Annotated in this window: 11 protein-coding genes; all 11 read right to left on the reverse strand. The window is 63.4% G+C overall.

All coding sequences use genetic code 11. The features are described 5' to 3' along the window. Positions 1–8: 8 nt before the first annotated feature. Complete coding sequence (tssG, locus tag ACSQ20_RS12815) at positions 9–1,055, reverse strand: type VI secretion system baseplate subunit TssG (protein WP_436020471.1); 1,047 nt, start codon at positions 1,053–1,055, stop codon at positions 9–11. Further along, complete coding sequence (gene tssF / locus ACSQ20_RS12820; RefSeq protein WP_436020473.1) at positions 1,040–2,953, reverse strand: type VI secretion system baseplate subunit TssF; 1,914 nt, start codon at positions 2,951–2,953, stop codon at positions 1,040–1,042. Before tssF ends, tssG begins: the two co-directional genes overlap by 16 nt. Continuing rightward, the gene (gene tssE, locus ACSQ20_RS12825; RefSeq protein ID WP_436020475.1) at positions 2,950–3,465 is read right to left on the reverse strand and encodes a type VI secretion system baseplate subunit TssE; all 516 of its coding nucleotides are present in this window, start codon (positions 3,463–3,465) and stop codon (positions 2,950–2,952) included. The genes tssF and tssE overlap by 4 nt, the downstream gene beginning before the upstream one ends. Positions 3,466–3,628: 163 nt before the next feature. After that, positions 3,629–4,120 carry a type VI secretion system tube protein Hcp gene (locus ACSQ20_RS12830; protein WP_436020477.1) on the reverse strand — a complete coding sequence of 164 codons (492 nt, stop codon included), beginning with the start codon at positions 4,118–4,120 and terminating at the stop codon, positions 3,629–3,631. A gap of 102 nt (positions 4,121–4,222) precedes the next feature. Further along, the gene (gene tssC, locus ACSQ20_RS12835; protein WP_436020479.1) at positions 4,223–5,737 is read right to left on the reverse strand and encodes a type VI secretion system contractile sheath large subunit; all 1,515 of its coding nucleotides are present in this window, start codon (positions 5,735–5,737) and stop codon (positions 4,223–4,225) included. A gap of 25 nt (positions 5,738–5,762) precedes the next feature. Then, the gene (gene tssB / locus ACSQ20_RS12840; protein ID WP_436020481.1) at positions 5,763–6,290 is read right to left on the reverse strand and encodes a type VI secretion system contractile sheath small subunit; all 528 of its coding nucleotides are present in this window, start codon (positions 6,288–6,290) and stop codon (positions 5,763–5,765) included. A gap of 44 nt (positions 6,291–6,334) precedes the next feature. After that, positions 6,335–7,360 carry a type VI secretion system protein TssA gene (tssA, locus tag ACSQ20_RS12845; protein WP_436020483.1) on the reverse strand — a complete coding sequence of 342 codons (1,026 nt, stop codon included), beginning with the start codon at positions 7,358–7,360 and terminating at the stop codon, positions 6,335–6,337. Between the two features lie 158 nt (positions 7,361–7,518). Beyond that, a complete protein-coding gene (locus ACSQ20_RS12850) occupies positions 7,519–8,649 on the reverse strand; it encodes an anthrax toxin-like adenylyl cyclase domain-containing protein (protein WP_436020485.1) in 1,131 nt (376 codons plus the stop codon). Positions 8,650–8,744: 95 nt separating this feature from the next. Continuing rightward, on the reverse strand, positions 8,745–12,590 hold the full coding sequence (locus ACSQ20_RS12855; RefSeq protein WP_436020487.1) for a PipA/GogA/GtgA family type III secretion system effector: 3,846 nt from the start codon (positions 12,588–12,590) through the stop codon (positions 8,745–8,747). 112 nt (positions 12,591–12,702) lie between these two features. Further along, positions 12,703–13,086 (reverse strand): hypothetical protein, encoded by a 384-nt coding sequence (locus ACSQ20_RS12860; protein ID WP_436020489.1) that lies wholly within the window; start codon positions 13,084–13,086, stop codon positions 12,703–12,705. Further along, positions 13,070–16,201 carry an ATP-binding protein gene (locus ACSQ20_RS12865; protein ID WP_436020491.1) on the reverse strand — a complete coding sequence of 1,044 codons (3,132 nt, stop codon included), beginning with the start codon at positions 16,199–16,201 and terminating at the stop codon, positions 13,070–13,072. The genes ACSQ20_RS12860 and ACSQ20_RS12865 overlap by 17 nt, the downstream gene beginning before the upstream one ends. Positions 16,202–16,208: the final 7 nt, after the last annotated feature.

Consider the following 16,208-nt stretch of genomic DNA (forward strand, 5'->3'; position numbering starts at 1 on the left):
ATCCTTTTTCAGTGTGGCTGCCCAACACCGGCGACACCGACGCTGCCGGCGTCGCCCGCATCACCGCGAAAACGCAGTGAAGGTGCGGTGTTCGGTGATACGGCACGCCCCTCGCCCAGCCACGTGTCGCGCGCGAGACGCGTGTTCGCACCGAGGCGCATGGGGCTTGCCGCTGCCTGTGTCAAACGGAGTTCGATTTCCCACTCCAGCATGCCGCCCGTATAGGCGCGCACCCACTCGCCCAAGCGCCGAAACGCCAACGTGCCAGGCTGCAAGCGCCGGCTGTCGGCTGCGTCGAGCGGACCGATGACGATCCGAAATGCGTGCGAGCGGTCCCAGATGCGCCGGCCCAACGTGCGTCCTTGCCCGAGCGGCGCGCAATGCATTGCGCCCAAGCGCGTGCACGCGTCGTCGGGCACGGCTAGCCACCGGCCAACGAACGGCTCGATGGTGACTGGCACGCCGAACGAGGCGCACAGCAGCGTACGAAGCCCGCTTGCATGCCGCGTTTTGCCGCCCGCAAGCGCCGCGAAGTGAAGCCTCGACGTGCCGTCGACGGCGCCTCCATTGCGGCGCGCGGTGTGTCCGATGCCGCCCAGACTGCCGAGCCAGCGCGCGAAGCTGTCGTCATCGGGGCGCTCGCGCGCAACAACCGGCTCGCCGGCAACACGCGCGCGGTACAGCAGGCTCAACATGCGGTGATGGAACAAATCGAGAAACGTGCCCCACGTGGCGTCGGCAACGCGCATCCAGCGCTCGCGCACGTATTCAGTGAAGTGCAGCGGCATCGCACCTTGCGGCCCGAGCAGGCCGTCGTTCACGGCAAGGCGCGGCGGGCCGCCCGTCGACGATGCGGTGTAGCCGGCGATCTGCCTGCCCCGAAACGCGAGCTCCGCGTTTTGCCCGAGCCGCACGGGCTCGTCGTCGGGTCGCAGCGCGCGACCGATGCGCGGTTTATCGCGGTGCGCAGATTCGATCAGCCGCATCGCCGCGACCAGATCGAAGCGGGCCGCGTCGGCAACCATGCGCCGTTCGAGTGTCAGAGGATCGCGCATTGCCCGATCCTCGGTTGCCACCGTGCGACTTCGCCGCGCACCGGGGTGCGTATCGCCGTCTCGGTAAAGTGATTGATCGCGACGTAAGCCGAAAAAAACGCTTGCAACACCGCGCCCAGCAAAAATCCGCCTTCGTACGTGAACGCCGCATCGGCGAATTCGAGCGTGACTTCGAGGCCGCGGCCGAAACACACCGGGCCCGGCAGCGGCAAGCGGCGCGTAACCGGCCGCGCCCGCAGACCCTGCAACGCGGCGATCTGCCGTAGCGCGACGTCGTCGTTTTGTGCACAGTACGAACTCAACAAGCTGCGCAACGCGCGCGCGCTCGCATCCGATTGCGCCGCGGCACCGTCGCCGCTCATGCCTTCGGTGAGCGGCAGAAAATTGCGCGAAAGCCCATCGATCAGTCGCCACGCCGAATCGCCGCCTTGCGCGAGCGGCGGCCTTGGCTCGCTCGGGCCAGCCACGCACCGCACGCCTGCAACCGGCAACTCCGCCGCGAACGTGAAATCGGTCGCGCCGCCGCCCACGCGCATGCGCAGCGGCAAATCGCGGTTGGTGCAAAGCGCACTCACGCCCAATTGGTGAATATCGGCCGACACCGGCAGTTCCGCCGAATCGACGAGTGCGATAAACGCTTCGCTGCCGACGTAGCGCGAGCGCGCACCCACTCGGCGTTCGCGCTCGGACAAAAGACGCGTGTCACGGCGCATCTGAAAAAACGCCGTGCCGGCACCCGCTTCGCCATCGCGCACGCGGTAAAACGGCGCGAATTGTCGCGGCTCGCGCTCGCCGCTTCGATAGCCGTCAACGCCGAGTATCGAGTGAATTTCGAAATCGAGCGGACGTGTCCGGTCCGCAACGACGTGATATTCGAACCGCTTGTCGGTCACGGCAATGCGGTCCGCTCGCTTCGGAAACAGGTTGATGGCCGGCGTGCAATAGAGCGCAAACTGCGTCGCATCGACGCTCGACTCGAGCGCGGTATCGTGATTGTCGAGCAGCAGCACGACGTCGAACGAGCGCGCGTTGCATGCTTGCAGCGCGCGGCGCAAACCGCGCAGTTCGACAAACAGATAACGCTCTGAAAACGCGAAGTACTCCTGAATCAAACGAAACCCTTCGAACGACTGGGTTGCATTTGGCAGCAGCGCTTCATCGTCGGCAAAGCCGATCGGCGCGATGCAATCGGCCGGCAACACGGCATGGTGAAGCGGGACGCCGTCACCCGATACGACGAGCGCGCCCACCACATGCGTCGTCAGGTGCTCATACAAGCGCACGGGCGCATTGCCGCTGCCGGGCAGGTACACAGGCAGCCTATCAAGCGCCAACGCACCCACCGTGTCGATGCCATGTGTCTCGAAGCGCAAGCGCAGCGTCGCACGCGCGGGCCGCGGCAACGACAACGGCAACGGCACAGCGACATCGCCAATCGCGCCACTAAACGCGCTGTAGCGCGCCTCGACGAGTTCGAGCGGCCATAACGTCAATTGATGCCCGGTGCGATATTCGCAGCGTGTGGTATCGGCCTTGTCGAGATGCCCGACGAGCGCTGTCTGGCGCGGCACATCCACGCCCTTGGCCAGACGCGGATGCGTGAAGTCCGGCATAAAGCGCGCCACCACCATCGACGGAATAGGCGCAAGCAAGTGCGGGAAAACGATCTCCGTCAAATGCTGCGTAAAGCGCGGGAATTGCGCGTCGAGCTGCATCTGCACGCGTGCCGCCAAAAAACTGAATCCTTCGAGCAAGCGTTCGACGTACGGGTCCGCACATTCGAATTTCTCCAAGCCGAGCCGGCCCGCGATCTTCGGAAATGCCGCGGCAAACTCAGCGCCCATTTCACGCAGATGCGAGAGCTCCTGGCTGTAGTATTTGACGAACGCGGGATTCATTGCACGCTCGGATAGTCGAGCCCGCTGACACTGACGTCGCCGGCTTCCAGGTCCAAATCGGTTCTGAAATAGAGCCGCTCCGGGTAGGGCTGCATCCACAGGTCGCCTTCGATCAGAAATGCGATCGACGTCGCATTACGCCGTTGCCCGGCCGGCAACACGCTCACGCGGACGGTTTCGCTGACGATGCGCGGCTCGAAGCTCCGAATCGCGCGCGCGATCCATTCGGACATGCGTCGCGGGTCGAGCGTGGAAAGCGGCTTGCCCGTGAAGTCAGGCAGGCCGTAGTTCAATACGGAGTGTTCGACGGCGGAAACAGGCCGCGCTTCGTCATAGCTGAATCGGCCGGTCGCATTGAGCAGATTGCTCAGGTCGCGCAAGACACTGCGGCGCAATTGCTGCGCCGATACCACGCGTCGTTCGCGTGCTTCGTATCGGCTCGACGGTGCGTCGTCGCTGAGACGATCCAGCAATGCCGGCTGCAGACGATCTTTCGAAGTAAGTTCAGCCATGACGTCGCGCTCCGCACCGAGAGGTGAATGAAGTGAGTAAAACGAGTGAGGGGACGATCAAGCGCGGCTCGCACGCGAGCCGCGCGTCCCGGGTGGCGGAGGAAATACGCCCGCTGCATGCGCGCATGCCTGCACGCCGCACACAGCAGGAGGATTCCCGTTGTTACTTGCCGGTGGTGGTTTTGGTCGTGCGGTTGTACTCGAACTCGATAGCGGGATCGAGTGCGCCGTTGGCCGTTTGCTGCGGGCGGTAATCGAACTTGAGCGCTTCGAATACGAGCGAGACGTTTTCGACCATCTCGTCAGTGGCGGACTCGCTGCCCGTCGTGTAAGTTGCCACGTACACATTCGTCAGCGTCGCAGTCAAGAACACTTCGGGGTTGGGCTTGCCGGTCGACTTGCGCATTTCCAGTACCGCCGTGCCGAAATGCTGGCCCGTCGTCAGGTACTTCATGATGATCGGCGAGCCCTTGCAGAATTGCTTCTGGAAGTTGATGCCGCTGATCTGGGCCGTGCCTGCGGACAGGCCGCCGCCGGAACGGTCCTGCGGGTAGTTGCTCATCCCCCAGTTCCAGTTCATGACGTTGAGCGCTGCCTTCTCGACGCCCGCTTCACCGTCGATGCCTTTCAGGCTAATCGTGATGCCGTTATCCATATCGATTCAACTCCTATAGGTCTTGCGACCAGTTATCCAACGCCCGCCGATCCGAACACGCGGGCGCCACGAAAGGGCATGCGGCAGATGCCGCACGCCTGATCAAGCGCCTTCCACCGAAGGCAGCTTGCTGACCAATCGCAACGAGACGGTCAAACCCTCGAGCTGGTAATGCGGACGCAAATAGAACTTTGCGTTGTAGTACCCGGCATTGCCTTCCACTTCATCCACGACCACGCTCGCTTCGGCCAGCGGCCGGCGCGCCTTGGTCTCGGTCGTCGAATGTTCGGGTGCACCGTCGATGTAGTGGACGATCCAATCCCACAGCCAGCGCTCCATATCCTCCTTGCTCTTGAACGAGCCGATCTTGTCGCGCACGATGCACTTGAGGTAGTGCGCAAAGCGATTGCAGGCGAACAGATACGGCAGGCGCGCGGCAAGACTTGCATTGGCCGTTGCGACGGGGTCGTCGAATTCGGTGGGCTTATGAAGCGCCTGGGCGCCGATAAAGGCAGCCGTCCCCGAGTTCTTCATATGCACGAGCGGCAAAAAGCCGGCTCTCGACAACTCCGCTTCACGTCGATCGCTGATCGCGATTTCGGTCGGGCACGTGGCGGCGATGCCACCGTCGTCCGACGGAAAGATGTGCACGGGAAGGTTGTCTACCGCACCACCGGACTCGATGCCGCGAATCTGCGAACACCAGCCGTACTGCTTGAACGAGCGGTTGATGTTGACGGCCATCGCATAGGCGGAATTGGCCCACACGTAGCGTTCGCTGTCGCCCTCGGCCATGTCTTCCTCGAAATCGAACGCTTCGACCGGGTTCGACTTCGCACCATACGGTGCACGTGCGAGAAAGCGCGGCAACGTAAGCCCGATGTAGCGCGAATCCTCCGACTCGCGCAACGCGCGCCACGCAGCATGCTCGGGCGTCTCGAACAGCTTCGCGATGTCGCGCGGATTGGCGAGTTCACGCCACGATTCCATCAACATCACCGACGGCGAGGCTGCCGAGATGAACGGTGCATGTGCAGCAGCGCAGATCTTCGCCATCTGATTCAGCAGGTCCACATCGGGGCCGCTGTTGTCGAAGTAGTAATCAGCAACGATGGCGCCGTACGGTTGACCGCCGAACTGCCCGTATTCCTCCTCGTACAGTTTCTTGAAGAGCGGGCTTTGATCCCATGCCGAGCCCTTGAACTTGCGCAAGGTCCGGTACAGGTCAGTCTTGTTCACGTTCATCACGCGCACCTTGAGCTGTTCGTCGCTTTCGGTGTTGCTGATCAGGTAATGCAAGCCGCGCCATGCGCTTTCGACTTTCTGAAACGCTTCGCAGTGAAGAATCTCGTTGATCTGCTCGGACAGCTTCTTGTCGATCGCCGCAATGAGCGACTCGATCGTTGCAAGCACATCCGAGGAAACCAACGCGGTATCGGCGAGCGCTTGCTCAGCGAGCGTACGCACGGCGTTGTCGATGGCTTCCTGTGCCTTGTCGGTCTTCGGCTTGAACTCTTGCTGCAGCAAGCGGGAAAAATCGCCTGCTTCCAGCGTCTCGAGCGTTTCGCCGACGGCCTCGGCTGCGGCGTGGTCCGCCGCGGTGCTGACGTCTGTCATGACTGAATTCCTTTCAATGATTCGGTTATTCGGCCGCGGCGGCGTCGCCTTCCGGCTTGGCCTCTTCGGATGTCGCGGCAAGCGAGCGCATCAAGCTCGGATCGGCCAGCAGCTTGCCCACCAGATCCTCGGCGCCGACCTTGCCGTCCATGTAGCGCAGCAAGTTCGCCAGGTGAGCACGTGCTTCGAGCAGGCGTTGCAGCGGCTCGACGTTGCGGGCCAGCGCCTCGGGCGTGAAGTCATCCATCGATTGAAAGGTCAGATCGATGCCGAGCTGTCCTTCGCCGGTCAACGTATTCGGTATGCTCGCGGCGACGCGCGGGCCAATCGCCTTCATGCGATCGTCGAAATTGTCGTGATCGAACTCGAGAAACTCGCGCTCGGCCAGCGACGGCAGCGGCTCGAGCGCATGCCCCGACAAATCAGCCAACACGCCCATGACAAACGGCAGGTTGACCTTCTTTTCGGCGCCATTGACCTCGACGTCGTATTCGATTTGCACGCGCGGCGCGCGAGTACGTCCAATAAACTTTTGACTGCTTTCGTTGGCCATTGAAGCGATCTCCATAAAGAAAAGGTGAGGCAGGCAATGAGTCCTCATTGAGCCGGCTCGATGCCGGCTATATGCTTGACCTCCCCGAGACTTCCCGGTGAAAGGTCGCTTACGATTTCGATGAAACTCAGGTTCACCAGACGACGGGCACGTTGCAGCAGCAACGGCACCGGGCTGCCCGGTTCATGACGCTCGTAATAGGCGCAAAGACGATCGATCTCGCGCACGACATCGACGCGATTGACGATGTCGTGCGTTTCGGCGTGCGAAGCGGAACCGGTGCGCTCGCCTTCGGCGGACGCGGCGACCAGCATCGGGCGCCCCGGGTGCCGTTCGAGTCGTTCGCGCAACAGGGTGGCGGCCCGGCGCAGCAATTGATGCAGTGCCGTCAGGCTGATCGCGCGGCTGTGCCCGGCGAATTCGGTCAGCATGGCGTCGATGCGGGCCATATGCTCGCAAGCGGCTTCGATCAATTGCGCGCGTGCGTCGAGTTCGCCGAACGCGCAGGATGCGAAGGCCGCATCGATCGCGGCGGCATCGGGTTCGGCGGCACCGGGCAGTGCGGCCCATTCCCCGGCGACGATATCGAGATCGCGCAATGAAAACGCGCCATGTAGCGGGGACTGCACGAGCCAAGCGGTATGGACTTGGCGAACCAGCCCCGCTTGCTCGTCGAGGCCGGCGAGGATGTTGATCCGCGCGGTGGGATCGTTGTCGTCGGCGGCGTCGAGTTGCGGATGCAGCGGCTCCCAATAGCGCGCGAGCAAGCCTTCGATCAGGGCCAGCCCATCGGCGAGCCCGGCAAAGCCGTGCAACGCCTGCCATGCACGCGTGAGCCACACCGCCAGACGCAAATCATGACTTTGCGCAAAGAGCTTCGGCGCCAGTGCGTTGATTGCCTTCCAATCGGGCTCGACAGCGGCCACGCAGGTCTGGCCGTACTGCACTTCCGGCGAACCTTCCACGAGCCGCGCGAGTTCGACGTAGTCCTGCGAATATTCGAGTTCCGGGCCGCAGGGTACGTCCGTGGAAACTACCGACAACATCGCTTCGACGTCGAAAATGGGCATGGGGGTCCCCGTAAAGGTGGAGCACGGGTGCTATTCGAATTGCGTCTTGTGCGTCGAATATCACTGTGCTGCGAGTGAGGAAATTGTCGTTCTATCGCCGCACTGATGCCCCATGAAACTTCTCAATAATGAGACTGTCGTTCATCGATTCGCGAGGCTCACTTCCAAAGGGAAATAGCCCACGACGGATTGACCTCGACGATGAAACCCAGCTTTCGAATCAGTCGCAGCGTGTCCGTCAGTTCGGTCACGTTTCGCACGAGCGCGGTTTCGGCCGCGCGAAAGCCGCGTTCGGGAAGCGGAATAAAGAAGATCAGCGGATAGTCGATTTCGCCAAGCGCAAACCCGCCGTAATCGCCATGCAGCACGACATCGTTGCCGGGGCGGCAGGCGCGGTTCAACTGTCGGCGCACGCGATCAACCGCCCACGAGATGTTGCCGAGCTGTTTGTTGCCCATGGTTTTCGCCGCGTGCTCACGTTCCCGGGCATCGGCGTAGACAAGGCCCGCTTGATGCGCGCGGCGTGCGACGCCCGCACCGACTTTCGGGACGACGAAGCTCCCCCGCGGCATCGCGCGATCGTGAATGCCTGCACCTTGCTCGCTTGTGTGAGCGAACAGGCACCACAGATCGTAGTCGCCGCAAACGGCTGCTTTGAACCCGGCACCCGTTGCGGCGGCGCCAGGGTTGGTGAGGCCGCATAGCGGCCGCCATCCGGCAGCGACGATACGCTGGCCAAACGTATCGGGGCGCGCAGCCGGCCGCGGCGCCCCAGCGCTGCCGCGAGGCTTATACCAGATCGCCCAATGTTCGCTCGCTGCCGATCGAAGCAGCAAAAACCGATGCGCCTCACCGGTATCGCTCGAATGCGCGACAACCTCGACCCCCCTGCGCCCCACATCGACAGACGAAGCGGTGCGCGCCATCATGCCGCGCACCATCAACGCGCGAACCCGGCTGTCGGAGATGACGAGCGGCACTGCGCCGGCCCCCGCAGCGATTGCGGCGGCCACCGCGGCTTGTTGCTTGGCGAAGCTCTGGCGGGCTTTGGTAAAGCGTGGATCGAGCAGCACAAAGCCGGCCATCGGCCCCCAGTCACACGTCTTGGCTTTGATGTGAAGCCCTTTGGCCGCGTACCCGTCCATCATCAGGTCCGTGCAAAACGGGTTCAGCTCACGCGAGGCAATGACCATGCGCGTGTCCATGCAGACGTCCTTGAAGGCCGCGACGTGTCGGGCATGAAACCCCGCCGTCGGCTCGTATTCATTGAAGGCTCTCGCCGATAACATGACTTCTCCGTCCGATTGAAAAGTACGAATTACAATCAGACGGAGTTACATCGTCGATAGGAAAGTTCTCGACTCGGCTACAGCCGGCGCGCTAGCTACCTCAGGTAGCCGAGATAGCCGAGGTAGCGGTCCTCCACGGCAGCGCTGCGCTGCGCCGCGGTTTGATACGACAGCAACTGCGCTTGCGCGTCGACATCGGTCGATGGCGCCAATGCCGCCGCCAATTGCTTCGGATAGTGGAAGCCCGCTTCAACAAGGATGGCGTCCGTCAGATAAACGGCAGCTCCGCGATTGGCATAGACGTCTTGCGCGTCGAGCGTATCGAAATGCTTCGTCGCGCGAACCATTTCATAGGTCAGATTGCGCTCGTACTCGATATCGCGCAGACCATACTCGGTCAAATAGCGCGTGCCTTCGTCGAGCAAATAAATCTCCCGTGCGTCGGCGCGTGTGCCGTGCAAACCTGCGCCTTGCGGCACGGCGCCCGCGGGCGGGCTTTTATCGAGCACGAACCGCCATGCCGGCTCGCCCGCCGGCATCTGGTCGAACAACCGCCGAAAAATGGGGCTCTTGGCGTAAAGGCGTCGATAAAAGTTGGCAACGACCTTCGCGTCCGCGGCGACGAGTTCCGTCAACCCGCCCTCGCCCACGAAAAAGCCGAAGTTATCGTTGAACTTGGTCTCGAAATCGCGCCACGACAGGAAAACATCGTCCTCGATGCTTTGCGCGTCGATCACGATGTCCTTCGCATCGCGCACAGTGACCCGCGACGCCACCGGCGTGTTTTCGATGAGCGTGGTATCAGCTATGTCGCCGCGCCTGATATCGACGAGTCGATCCAGATAGCGGTTTTCTGCCTGCGCCACACGCGCGGCTTCTTCCCTGCGGTAAGCAACCGTCTCGAACTCCGGCGTATCGGTGCCTACATCTGCGCGCCGGTACATGACCTGCTCCGACACGCGATATCCACCCTCGCTCAAGATCTTGTCGGTCAAGTAGACCACGGGGCCGCGGTTGAGCATATCGACGTTGCGAGCCGGATCTCTCGCGCCCGTCAGCGCATGAATCATCTCGTGCAAATAGACCTGCTCGGACATGTAGGTTTGCTGGCCTTGCGCAGTCATGTACGTCATCGCATCGAGGTCCACATCGTTCGGAATATAAATGCGCTTGAAGTCGAAATCCGTATAGGCGATGCGCGGGGAGCCGAGCGGGCCGGTCTCTCCGACATGCAGCTTCCATTTTCCCTGACCATTCGCCGTGCTGTTGATCGCGCGCCCCTCCACATCGTCGAACTGGTTCACGACACGCCGGAAGGTATGGCTGTTTCGGTAGAGCTTCTTGAAAAAGGCCGAGGCGTCGAACGCCGATGCGGCGCCGCCCGCCTTCGTCAAATCGAACGCCGATGCGAGAATCGTGTCGATGTCGCGCAACGACGTATCGTTGGCACTCGCGAGAAGCCGCTTCACCTCGGCGACGGTAAAGCGCGATTCAACGTCCATGCCCCGGACGTCGCGACTATCCGCAACCGCAGGCGGGCTGAGGCTATCGCTCGTGTGAAAGCTGCCGGTGAGCGGATCACGCTCGATCGGCGACGCACTGCGCAGTCGGCGGCCGGAACGCCAGTCCACCTCGAAGTAGTAGTCGCCACTGTTGGCGTGGGCGACGGGCACGACCCGGTCCTCGTTGTCCAGATGCACGAGGTCATAATCGCGCCATCGGACATGCTTCTCCCCCGCTCGCACGCGCTCGGCAAGCGTGCGATAGGGGCTGGGCACGTTGCTGTCGCGCTTGCCGATGCGCACGTCGTCGGCCGCGGCATGCACCATGTCCGGATGCACAGCGATGTCGCCCAGCGACGGATCGAGACGCAAGGCAACACGTCGAAAACGCACGGCGACAGGATGCGTGGCGCGCGTAGCGCCACCGCCGCCGCTCATCGAAATGTCGAAGCAGTCAAGCCCGAGAAAGAGCAATCCAAACGCGGCACGTGAAGCGTCGTGATGGCGCACACCTTCTTCGATGTTATAGAGCGGTCCGGCGACGGGCACCGTGCCGATCCAGGTTTCGAACCCGCCCACCGCGGAGCGATGCTTTTCGGTCTCGGTTGCCAGCCCCGCCGCCAAAGTCGCGACCTCGGTGCGCAACGCCTCTTTCGTCAGTGGCGCCGAGCGCGTGCGCAACTTCTCCTTCGCCGTCGCCACGACCCATGGATGCGTGGCGAGACTTTCGTTAAAGCGCTGCTCGACTCGCTGCAGTTCGTCGCGCGGAATGATCTGGCGCTGGCCCGCAAGCGTCATGCGCGCACCGGCGAGCCCGCTCCAATCGGCACGTTGCAGAAACTCGTCGACGCGCGTTCCGAAATCGCTCTTCGATAGATTCGGGTTGTCTCCAGCAATCACATAGGCACGCTCGTTTTCGAGGTCGTCGTCGCTTAACCCGTAGCCGCGCAAAATGGCAGTTGCGGCATCGTAGCGGTCGAAGCGAGGCGGCTCGCCGAATCTCGCGATCAACCGTTCGTTCGCGTATGTCAACAGCGCGTCCATGCGGGCCGCGCGGCTGGTGCCGACGATCCGATTTTCGATCAGTGCGCCCTGGTCGCGCAGCGATCTCGCGAATTCGGAGATCGGCTCGTTGCCTTTGGCGGCATCTCGCAACGCGTCGAACAGCGATTCGACGGCCAACGTGCTGACTTCGACAGATTGCGCGTGCCAAGCCTTGCCGCCCACCTGAAATTTCGCAAGATGCGCCGTGATCCATTCGAGCGGCAGCGCATTACCCTGGGCCAACGCCGCACGGGCGGGGTCCGCCACCCGATTTTGAAAGATCAGCATCACATCTTCGGGACTCAGCAGCTGGATGCCATCGGTTCGCGCCAAATGTGCCGCGAACGCAAGATGCGGATGGTACGGATACCCGCCCTCGTCGGCCCAGCTTTGCTCGACCTGTTGAAATGTCGCGATCAGTGCCTCGCCGTTGCGCGGCTGCGTTGGCGTCAACCCGCGGTAGCTTTGAATGCGCATCAGCGTCGTGGCGAGCGAGTGCTCGGGCGTGCCGAACGGATAGATCGTACTTTCGCTCATCTGCTCGAATTTCGCTTCGAGCAATGCACGCCTGCGCTGCGGGTCGGCCGACGCAAGCCGACTGTCGCGCCATACGTCGGGTGATGTAAGCAGGTCTTCGAACGACCTGCCCCGCACATTGCGAAGCGCAAAGCCGTCGAAGTACGGCGCACTTTGCCCGCGCTCGCCCGACGGCGCAAAAAGCGCATCGAGCGCCGCCTCTTTTGCGTAATCTTCGCGAAGCGCCGCAAGAAACGCCGGGCGCAGTTCCGACAGCGCCGTCGATAACGTTTGCTCTGGATCTGCCGGCTGCGCCTCGTTCGAGGCAGCATCGCCGATTAGCCGGCGATGCAAGACGGCCGCCGCGTCGAGCACGCCTTCGTCTTCGAGCAGCGCAACGTCGGGCCAGGTTTCGAAGTCGAACGGGATTGTTCGCCGCTGATGGTCCGCTACCGCCTGCAACAGCCGGCTCGGGCTGTTCGCATAGTGCTTGGCTTTATCGAAATCGACCCAATCGCACAACGCGGCGTCGATCTGCGCGAACTCCAATGCATCGTTCGTCGCCGCTGACGCTGACGCGAGCGGCCGCGCCTGCTTGGCGGCCGATAATGCAACGCCATCCTGATCCGCCAGCGAGGCAATCGCGCGCCGCACGCGGTGTCGCGCCGCGGCCTCGTCAAAACGCGGTGTCGAAGTCTCGGCTGGCGCCGCTGGCGGCTCAAGCGGCTCAAGCGGCTCAGGCGGCTCAGGCGGCGGAGCGGGTGACAGTTCAGGTGAAAGTGCGAGCGGTGGTGCGTGATAACCGGCGGCAAGATGCGTCGGCGCCATCGTGTCGGACGGCAATGCGAGCGCGGGTTGTCGGGTCACGGGGTACGGCATGACAGTGGGCCTCCAATTAGATCCGCATAAGCGGTATCGAAAAAGAGGCAACACTGTTTTCAAATGGTCTCGATATGGGGCCGGCGCCCCGAATGTCGGACCACGTTACCGCTTACGGCTCGGGCAACTCGGTGCGCTTGCGTTGCAGCGCGCGAATCAGCGCCGCGAGCATGCGCCGCGCCTGGGGCAGCGTCGCCACGACGAGTTCGGCGCACGGCGGATTCAGACGCAACGCGCACTCGGCGCGATGCAGCGTATCGAGCATCGGTTCATCGCCGCAGAAAAAAGCGGCCGTGCCCTTGATCCGATGCAGCGTGTGCGCCGCCTCGCAGCACGCGCCGGCCGCAATACGGGTCTCGAATTCGGCTTCGTCTTGCTCGAGCTGAAGGAGCGCGCGCGCAATCAGTTCGCGCAGCGCGCTGGCTTCGTATATCACCTCGAGTTCGGTCAGTGCGAGTGCACGCGCCCATGCTTGGTCATCAGAGCCGATCGGCATGGGTATCCTCCTTCCATTTCTCGAAGATCGCCTGGAGCTTCGCGCGCGTAATCGGCTTCGACAGGTAGTCATCCATCCCCGCGGCAAGACACGCCTCGATGTCGTCGTGCGTGGCATTCGCGCTGATCGCAACGATCGTCGTGCGCGCGCCCGCGTCGGCTGCCTCGCTTGCGCGTATGCGCCGCGCGAGCGTGTAGCCGTCCATGCCCGGCATATGACAATCGAGCAACAGGAAGCTCGGGCGCAGCCGCGCCCAGCATGCGTAGCCTTCGAGGCCATCGACGGCTTGATGCGCGCTCGCCCCGAGCGCTGCTAACTGCCGCACGATGATGTCGCGATTGATGTCGTTGTCCTCTACCACGAGGATCGCACCGCGGGGGGAAGCGGCAGGTAATGGCGGCGCCAGCGCGTGCGGGGCTGGCACTTCAACGGTGCTAGTTGTTGGTGTTGTTGGCGAGGTTCGCGCCGCGTTCGCACGTGGGCGCGCTGCACGCGTCAGCGTGCCGACCAACTCGCTCATTGCGCGCACGCGCTCGCCCGGCAATACACCGCAGGTCACGACTAGCGCACCCGTCGCGTCGACTGCGATATCCACGTCGGCCGGCTCGTTCTCCCCCACAGCGCGCCGCACACGCAGTTTCATCAGCACGGCGCGCACCGACGCCGCCACTGCGTGCACCGGCACGCGCACGCGTGCGCACATCGGCGAAAGATCGGGCCAGCACGCGCGCGGCTCGCCCCAAACGAGCGGCAGCAGCACGCTCACGCGCGTACCCGCGCCGATCGCGCTGCGCACATCGATCGTGCCGCCCATCGAATCGACGAGATGCTTGACGATCGACAGCCCGAGACCCGTGCCGCCATAGCGCCGCGTGGTCGAGTTGTCCTGCTGCGTGAATGGCGTGAAAAGGCGTGGCCGATATTCGTCTGAGATGCCTGTGCCGGTATCAGTCACCACGAGCTGCAGTTTGCTTCGCCCATATTCGATTCGGTGCCGCACTTCGAGCAGCACGTAGCCGCATTGTGTAAAGCGAATGGCGTTGCTGAGCAAGTTGCCGAGCACTTGGTTGATACGCGCTTCGTCGCCGACGAGCGGCCGGTCGAAATGCGGCATCGCCGCTAGAAAAAGCGGCAAGCCCTTGCGGTTCGCGAGCGGCGCGTTAAGCTCGATAGCCGATGCGGCGAGGCAGTGGATGTCGAATGGCACAGCTTCGAGCGTCAGCGCACCTTGCGCCATTTTCAGATAGTCGAGTGTGTCGTCGATCACGCGCAGTGTAAGACGTCCGGAACGCTGAGCGATGTCGAGATAGCGTCGCTGTTCCGGCGTGAACGGCATCGTATCGAAGAGATCAAGCACGCCGATGATGCCGTTCATCGGCGTTCGAATTTCGTGACTCATCATTGCGACGAACGTCGATTTGGCGCGATCGGCCGCCTCGGCGCGCTCGCGCGAAGCGATGGCTTCGAGGCGCGCCGAATCGGCTGCACGCCGTGCCGAACGGGTTCTCCAGTAGGCCAGCAGCAGTACCGAAACAATGGCGATCACCATCGCGGCCGCGCCGAGCGCGAGCCCGATGACGGTTGCCTTGTCGTATCCGAGCAGCACCGACACCGGCCGCGAGCGGCTTGCCAGCCGCGCGAGCTCACGCGGGTCGTACGCGGCGAGATAGCGGTCGAGCATCGATATGAGCATCGCATTCTCGCGTGCCGCGGCAAAGCCGATCCGCTCGATGCCCGCGACGCTCGCATCGACCCGCAATCGACCGTGGGCATAGCGTTCGCCCAGTTCCTCGGCCGCCAGCGTGTTGACGAGCGCCGCGTCGGCGTTGCCGGCCAGCACCGCGCGCAGCGCGTCGGCGGCCAGTTCGCGCGGCACGAGGGTGGCGCCGCGCAAATCGGCCGGAGGCTGTAGCCGCCCTGCGCGCCACGCATTCGCCGCGACGAGGTTTGCGCGCGACGCACCGTCGCCGGCATTGACAAAGGCCCAGGGGAAGCTGTCGTAGGGCCGCGTGAGCAGCAGGTTTTCGTGCGCGCGCGTGGAGGGAACCGGGTAGGAAGTCGCGAGATCGACGCTACCGCTCAGGACTGCATCGGCAAGCGTGCGGGCATCGTCGATCAAAACGGGCTCGAAATCGATTTGCGCCAGCGACGCGAATTGCCGCAGCAGCGACGCGCCCACCCCCTGCCATTGGCCTTGATCGTCCAGAAAATCGTAAGGCCGGTTGAGCCGCTCGATGCCGACGCGAACGGTCGGATGTCTGCTTGCCCAACGCCGCTCTTCGTCGGTCAACGCGAATCGTTCAGGCAGCGCGTCGCGCGCGGCATTGGGCAACGGCTGCAGCGCCAGCTCCCGGCGACGCGGCGCCGAAAGACGAGCCAGGCCTTTTTCGATCATGCCGATGGTTGCCGTGTCGCGCGCGTTCGCCGCCAGGCAAAGGGGAACCGCCAGCGGCAATGGCCGGGACTCGAGCGAGCCGAAGCCGAGCATGTCGATGGCCGCGGCATTGCCGTCTTGCAAGCCGACGAAGACGTCCGCCTTGCCTCGCGCGACGGCGTCGAGCCCCGAGCGCACGTCGTCCACCTCGATGAAGTGCGCGGCGGGCAGCCAGGTCCGCAACACGCCCCCGCCTTCTCGCGCCCGTTCGAGCGCGATGCGCCGCGCGCTCAGGTCATTTAGCTGATGCGGCTTTCGGCTGCCGCGCCTCGTAACGGCGCCGGCTGATGGAACGGCATAGGGCTCCGAGACCCAGTGGCGCCCATCCGCATTGCGCTGCGAACAGGGCACCGATAGCACATCGATTGCACGCGCGTCGAGCGCGGCGCCCGCCGCGGCCATGGAGGGAAAGCGCCGATGCACGAGCGCAAGGCCGAGAGGAGCGGTGATTGCATGCAGCGCGCTCGCGCCGTATCCGTGCCGCGTACCCGAATAGTCGACGTAATCGACGGTACCCACTCCCTGCGGATAGACACCCACGCGCAGGTTCGCCATCGCGCCGGTAGCCGTTGGGGCCGGCGTGGACGCGGGCTTGGGCGCGTCGCCGGCATGCACTGCGCCAGCCGGCACACACACGAGTGCTGCGCAGCAGATTGCAGCCCGGACGCTCGCGCAAATCATCGGCGCT

The organism is Trinickia sp. LjRoot230 (assembly GCF_964253315.1).
Classification (GTDB): domain Bacteria; phylum Pseudomonadota; class Gammaproteobacteria; order Burkholderiales; family Burkholderiaceae; genus Trinickia.

Bases quoted from the DNA above. Each gene is read 5' to 3' on its own strand.
- ACSQ20_RS12830 (WP_436020477.1), bottom strand. From the start codon at position 4,120: ATGGATAACGGCATCACGATTAGCCTGAAAGGCATCGACGGTGAAGCG.
- tssF (WP_436020473.1), bottom strand. From the start codon at position 2,953: ATGAATCCCGCGTTCGTCAAATACTACAGCCAGGAGCTCTCGCATCTG.
- tssE (WP_436020475.1), bottom strand. From the start codon at position 3,465: ATGGCTGAACTTACTTCGAAAGATCGTCTGCAGCCGGCATTGCTGGAT.
- tssC (WP_436020479.1), bottom strand. From the start codon at position 5,737: ATGACAGACGTCAGCACCGCGGCGGACCACGCCGCAGCCGAGGCCGTC.
- tssA (WP_436020483.1), bottom strand. From the start codon at position 7,360: ATGCCCATTTTCGACGTCGAAGCGATGTTGTCGGTAGTTTCCACGGAC.
- tssB (WP_436020481.1), bottom strand. From the start codon at position 6,290: ATGGCCAACGAAAGCAGTCAAAAGTTTATTGGACGTACTCGCGCGCCG.
- ACSQ20_RS12850 (WP_436020485.1), bottom strand. From the start codon at position 8,649: ATGTTATCGGCGAGAGCCTTCAATGAATACGAGCCGACGGCGGGGTTT.
- ACSQ20_RS12860 (WP_436020489.1), bottom strand. From the start codon at position 13,086: ATGCCGATCGGCTCTGATGACCAAGCATGGGCGCGTGCACTCGCACTG.
- ACSQ20_RS12855 (WP_436020487.1), bottom strand. From the start codon at position 12,590: ATGCCGTACCCCGTGACCCGACAACCCGCGCTCGCATTGCCGTCCGAC.
- tssG (WP_436020471.1), bottom strand. From the start codon at position 1,055: ATGCGCGATCCTCTGACACTCGAACGGCGCATGGTTGCCGACGCGGCC.
- ACSQ20_RS12865 (WP_436020491.1), bottom strand. From the start codon at position 16,201: ATGATTTGCGCGAGCGTCCGGGCTGCAATCTGCTGCGCAGCACTCGTG.